This window comes from Acidovorax sp. (assembly GCF_046314175.1).
In the GTDB taxonomy this organism is placed as follows: Bacteria; Pseudomonadota; Gammaproteobacteria; order Burkholderiales; family Burkholderiaceae_C; genus Acidovorax.
This window is the reverse complement of record NZ_JBKBXG010000163.1, coordinates 1-5,341: the sequence shown is the minus strand read 5'-3', so window position 1 is coordinate 5,341 and position 5,341 is coordinate 1. Positions and strand designations below refer to the sequence as shown.

General features: G+C 65.5%; 5 protein-coding genes. 2 read left to right on the top strand and 3 right to left on the bottom strand.

The window, feature by feature from the left end; genetic code table 11:
• From ACK4OE_RS24955 to ACK4OE_RS24945, 3 genes are all read right to left on the bottom strand, one after another.
• Window positions 1-727 (bottom strand): alkaline phosphatase D family protein (locus ACK4OE_RS24955; protein WP_409889123.1); only part of this gene is annotated, 727 nt, incomplete at its 3' end.
• A gap of 209 nt (window positions 728-936) precedes the next feature.
• Complete coding sequence (locus ACK4OE_RS24950; RefSeq protein ID WP_409889122.1) at window positions 937-2,487, bottom strand: GGDEF domain-containing protein; 1,551 nt, start codon at window positions 2,485-2,487, stop codon at window positions 937-939.
• 116 nt (window positions 2,488-2,603) lie between these two features.
• Window positions 2,604-3,578: an NADPH:quinone oxidoreductase family protein gene (locus ACK4OE_RS24945; RefSeq protein WP_409889121.1), complete on the bottom strand. Its 975-nt coding sequence runs from the start codon at window positions 3,576-3,578 to the stop codon at window positions 2,604-2,606.
• Between the two features lie 167 nt (window positions 3,579-3,745).
• Here ACK4OE_RS24945 and surE point away from each other — a divergent pair, with 167 nt between their 5' ends.
• Together surE and ACK4OE_RS24935 are read left to right on the top strand one after the other, a co-directional pair.
• A complete protein-coding gene (surE, locus tag ACK4OE_RS24940) occupies window positions 3,746-4,534 on the top strand; it encodes a 5'/3'-nucleotidase SurE (RefSeq protein ID WP_409889120.1) in 789 nt (262 codons plus the stop codon).
• On the top strand, window positions 4,534-5,316 hold the full coding sequence (locus ACK4OE_RS24935; protein ID WP_409889119.1) for a protein-L-isoaspartate(D-aspartate) O-methyltransferase: 783 nt from the start codon (window positions 4,534-4,536) through the stop codon (window positions 5,314-5,316). The genes surE and ACK4OE_RS24935 overlap by 1 nt, the downstream gene beginning before the upstream one ends.
• Window positions 5,317-5,341 lie beyond the last annotated feature (25 nt).

Genomic DNA, 5,341 nt, shown 5'->3' with positions numbered 1-5,341 from the left:
CGGTACCACTGGCGTAGTCGTTCTGCACCTCGTGGTCGTCCCAGGTCACGGCCCAGGGGCAGGCAGCGTGGGCGGCTTGCAGGGCGGGGTCGCTTTTGTGCAGGGCGTAGCGGTCTCGAAAATCCGCCAGCGTGGTGGCGTGGCGCAGGTTGTGGGTGCGCGCCAGGTCGGTGGTGTTTTTCGGCGTCGCGTATTCGTAGATGTAGTCGCCCAGAAACAGCACCAGGTCCGGCTGGTCGGCCGCCAGGTGTCGCCAGGCGGCGTAGTGGCCGTGTTCCCAGCGCTGGCAGGAGGCAAAGGCGATGCGCAGCGTGGCGGGCAGGTCGCCGGGAGCCGGAGCGGTCCGCGTGCGGCCCTTGGCGCTGACGGCATCGCCCAGCATGAAGCGATAGTGGTACCAGCGACCGGGCGCCAAGCCGCGCAGTTCTACATGCACGCTGTGGCCAAGCGCAGGCTGCGCACTGGCTTCGCCTTTTTGCACGATCTGCGCAAAACGCGCGTCGTGTGCCACCTCCCACCGCACGGTGTGGGTGGCCTGCATCAGCGCCGGGTCGGCCAGCACCAGCCGCGTCCACAGCACCACGCCGTCGGGCGACGGGTCTCCACTGGCAATGCCCAGCGCGAAAGGGTTGGACTGCAGCGACGGCGGGGTGCTCCAGGCCCAGCGGGGCAGGGCAGCCGCTGTTGCCGCGTATGCTGCGTGTTGCAAAAAGGCGCGGCGTTCCATGGGCGGTGGAGTTTCAGGAGGTCGGCAGCAGCAGACCGAGCCAGGGCTGCCTTGGAGAATCTCTCACATCAGGCGGCTACAAGGCGCCAACCGACCGTCGATACCGGCGCGCCCCAAGGTCAGTGCCACCGTGGAACTGGCTCTGCCAGGCCACGGGTGGCGTCCCCCTCCGGGGGAAGGCGCCGCAGGCGGCACAGGGGGGCTTCTTGTCACGCCGCCATCACACGATTTTTGCCAGACCGCTTGGCCAGGTACATCGCCTGATCAGCGCGGATGATGGCATCCGTACTGCTCTCGGTGCCCTGCAACTGGGCCACCCCGGCGCTGAAGGTGATCAGCACTTTTTCGGAGCCCTGCAAAAAGAAGCGTGTGGTCAGTTCGCGCTGCAGCCGCGTCATGGCGGCCACACCGCTTTCGACGGTGGTGTCGGGCATCACCAGCACAAACTCTTCGCCGCCGTAGCGGGCCAGCAGGTCTTGGGGGCGCATCACTTCGCGGGTGACCTGCGCAAGATGCACCAGCGCGGCGTCGCCACCGGTGTGCCCCACCCGGTCGTTGAGGGCCTTGAAGTTGTCGAGGTCGAGCAAGGCCAGGCACAGCGGTGAGCCCAAACGGCGCGAACGGGCGATTTCGCGCTCCATGGCTTCGTCCAGGCCCTTGCGGTTGAGCGTGCCCGTCAACGGGTCGTGCCGGGCCTGTGCACTGGCGCGGTCGAGTTCTTCCTGCAGCTTGGCCATTTCTGCGCGTTTGGCTTCGGTGCGCTCGCGCAGGTCGTGCAGCTCGTCGTGTGTGACGCGGCTGTCCAGCGCCATGGCGCGGGTGGCGCTCATCACCTCTTGCAGCACGGGTGCGATTTCTTCCAGGGTATTGGCCTTGCCAATGAGGTCAGCGCACCGCTCCATGGTGCCCTGGTACGTCGTGCTGGACGCGGTGATCAGCGCCAGCCGTTCAATGAAGGTGGCCAGCATGTCCTTCATCTGCTCTTGCGCTTCTACCGTGCGGGCCCGGGCTTCGGTCTGCTTGAAGATCACGTCCTTGAGCCTGCGCTGCACATCGTCCAGCCGCCGCAGAGTGAGCGGCGGGGTAGATGCCGTCATCAGCGCCTCGGCCTGGCCCTGCAGCCAGCGGTCGTCAGCGCTGAGGACGGCGATGTTCTCAAACACCATGTGCAGCAGTTCGAGCAACGTGGCGCGAATGGCCGCCTGATCCTCGGTGGCAAATGACACGCGGTACGTGAAATTGCCCAGCATGAGCTGCGTTGTGGCGACAGCAGGGGGTTTGGGGTCTCTCAGAAAGGTGATCAGCTGCCGTGCCATGTCGAGCACGCGGACATCGTCTTCGCCCAGGGCGGGCAGGGTGTTGTCGATGAGGCGGGCCAGGGTTTCGGCGAACTCTGCGGGCAGGTCGCTCAGGGCGGCCGCCGCGTCAATCGTCTCGATGACCTCGATGGGTTTTGCGGGGGTGTTGGCGGGGTTGAGGCCCAGGTTGGCGTAGCCCACCATCACGCTTTGCAGCGAGGTCCAGTCCTTGGTGATGATCGCCCGCTCAAACTGCCCGAGTAACCGCTTCTGGGCGGGGGTCTGGCCGGGCAATACGCGCTGGATGCTGCTCAGCGGCCCCTCGGGAAAGGGCTGCGGGCTCTTAGAGCCCGCTATTTCATCGTAAAGCGCCAGGTAGTTGTCGGGCGTGGGAGCGAGCCGTCGCGCTGCCAGTTGCTTGAGCGTTTCGCGGGCTATCTCGGAAGGTGGTCGGTCGGCCATGTAAGGGCACCAGTGTCAGGGGGCTGAGATGCGCGAGTGTGACACAGCGGCTTACATTTTTGTACGGGCATCACGGCCTGCAGAGACGGCCCTTGGGGGATGGTGCCGCGCCGGCGTCAGTTCACCATCACCAGCTTGCCCATCACACCGCGTGATCCCATGTGGGCGTAGGCGGCGGGCAGCTCGGCCATGGGCATGGTGCGGTCGATCACGGGTTTGATCTTGCCCTGGGCATACCACTGCCCCAGTTCGCCCATCATGGCGGCGTTGGCCTTGGGTTCGCGCTTGGCGAAGTCGCCCCAGAACACGCCCACGATGGACGCGCCCTTGAGCAGTGCCAGGTTGAAGGGCAGGGCCGGGATGGGGCCGGAGGCAAAGCCCACCACCAAATAGCGGCCGCGCCAGGCGATGGAGCGGAAGGCGGGCTCTGCAAAATCGCCGCCCACGGGGTCATAGATCACGTCCGGGCCCTTGCCGTCGGTCAAGGCCTTGATGGATTCGCGCAGGTTGTCTTTGCTGTAGTTGATGGTGGCGTCTGCACCGATGGAGGTGCACAGCGCACATTTTTCGTCGCTGGAGGCGGCCGCAATCACGCGGGCACCCATGGCCTTGGCGATCTGGATGGCAGCTGTGCCGACACCACCGGCAGCGCCCAGCACCAGCACCGTCTCGCCCGCCTTGAGTTGGGCGCGATCCACCAGGGCATGGTGCGAGGTAGCGTAGATCATGATGAAGGCGGCGGCATCGACGTGCGAAAAACCGTCGGGCAGCGGCATGCACAGGGCTGCTGGCGCGATGGTGTGCGTGCCAAAGCCGCCGGTGCCCGACAGGCAGGCCACGTTCTGGCCGACCTTGAGGTGGGTGACGCCTTCGCCCACGGCTGCCACCACGCCTGCGTACTCCGAGCCGGGCACGAAAGGCAGCGGTGGTTTCATCTGGTACTTGTTCTGCACGATCAGCAGATCGGGGAAGTTCAGGCTGGCAGCCTTGATCTCGATCAGTACCTCGCCCGCCTTGGGTACAGGCGTGGGCAGTTCGGTCCAGGTGAGCGCTTCAACGCCTGTGGGGTTGGTGCAAAGCCAAGCGTGCATGGGGAGTCTCCTGAGTGTCTGTCGGGGCGGTCAATGATGGGCCGCATGATAGGTGGGGGCCGCGGACATGGGTTGTCCCACGAGCGACGGGTGGCTATGCAGCATAGGCGGCACTGCGCACCCTGGGAGGCCCCACCTACAATCCGTTGCAACCCTCTACTGCAATCATGAAAATCCTCATTTCGAACGACGACGGTTATCAGGCGCCAGGCATCGTGGCTCTGCACGATGCACTCAAAACCCTGGAAGGGGTCGAGGTGGAGGTGGTGGCCCCGGAGCACAACAACAGCGCCAAGTCCAACGCGTTGACCCTGCATTCGCCGCTGTATGTACACAAGGCTTTTAACGGATTCCGGTATGTGAACGGCACGCCGGCCGACTGTGTGCATATCGCCCTCACCGGGCTGCTGGGGTATCGGCCCGATCTGGTGGTGTCTGGCATCAACAATGGCGCCAACATGGGCGACGACACCATTTATTCGGGCACCGTGGGCGCCGCGATGGAGGGGTATCTGTTCGGAATCCCGGCGATTGCGTTTTCGCAGGTGGACAAGGGCTGGGGCGAGATTGAGGCGGCGGCCGCCAAGGCCCGTGAAATCGTGGCGCAGATGCGGCAGCAGAGTCTTGTCACTGAAACCCCGTGGCTGCTGAATGTGAATATCCCCAACATGCCGCTCGCGGCAATGCAGCCTATCAAGCTGTGCCGCCTGGGGCGCCGCCATGCGGCGGAGCGCGTCATCGTGCAGGAGAGCCCGCGGGGGGAGGCGATGTACTGGATCGGCGGAGCCGGTGCCGCCAAAGACGATGCCGAGGGTACTGATTTTCATGCGACAGCGCAGGGCCATGTCTCCATTACGCCGTTGAAGGTGGACCTGACCGATCACGACAACCTGGGTTACTGGGCGCAGACCGCGTCGCGGCTGGTGGCGGGGGCGGCTGTCGCCTCTGTCGACTGATGCAGCGCCGCCCCGGGTTCCCAGCGCGGCTGCCGGGCTCTGGCCCCGCGCCAGCGCATACGCCACCGAAGGCGCTGGCACTGGCGCAGTCCGCCCGCAAGGTGGTGGCGGCATCCCCGGCTGGGGTGGGGCTGGATTCTGCCGCGGTGCGGGCGCGCATGGTGCAAAAACTGGCGGCGGGCGGCATCACGTCTGCGGCGGTGCTGCAGGCCATGGGCGCCGTAGAGCGGCACCGCTTTGTGGACAGCGCCCTGGTCAACCAGGCCTATGAAGACACCAGCCTGCCTATCGGGCTGGGGCAGACCATTTCCAAGCCCAACGTGGTGGCGCGCATGTGCGAGCTGCTGCTGGGGGCCGAGGGCGCCAGGGCGCAGGGGCTGGGGCGCATTCTTGAAATCGGGACGGGCTGCGGCTACCAGGCCGCCGTGCTGAGCCGTTTGGCGCGCGAGGTGTATTCGGTGGAGCGTCTGCGTGGTTTGCACGAAAAGGCCCGCGACAACCTGCGCCCGTTTCGGTTGGCCAATCTGCACCTGCTATTTGGCGACGGCATGCTCGGCTACGCCAAAGGGGCGCCGTACGCGGCCATCATTGCAGCCGCGGGCGGCGACGCTGTGCCCCAGGCCTGGTGCGACCAATTGGCGGTGGGCGGGAGGCTGGTGGCGCCCATGGCGCTGTCGGGCGGGCAGCAAATGTTGCTTGTGATCGACAAAACCCCACACGGATTGAAACAAAGCGTGCTGGAGCCTGTGCATTTTGTCCCTCTAAAATCGGGGATTGCCTGAAGGGAATTGCTTATGTTCGTATCGC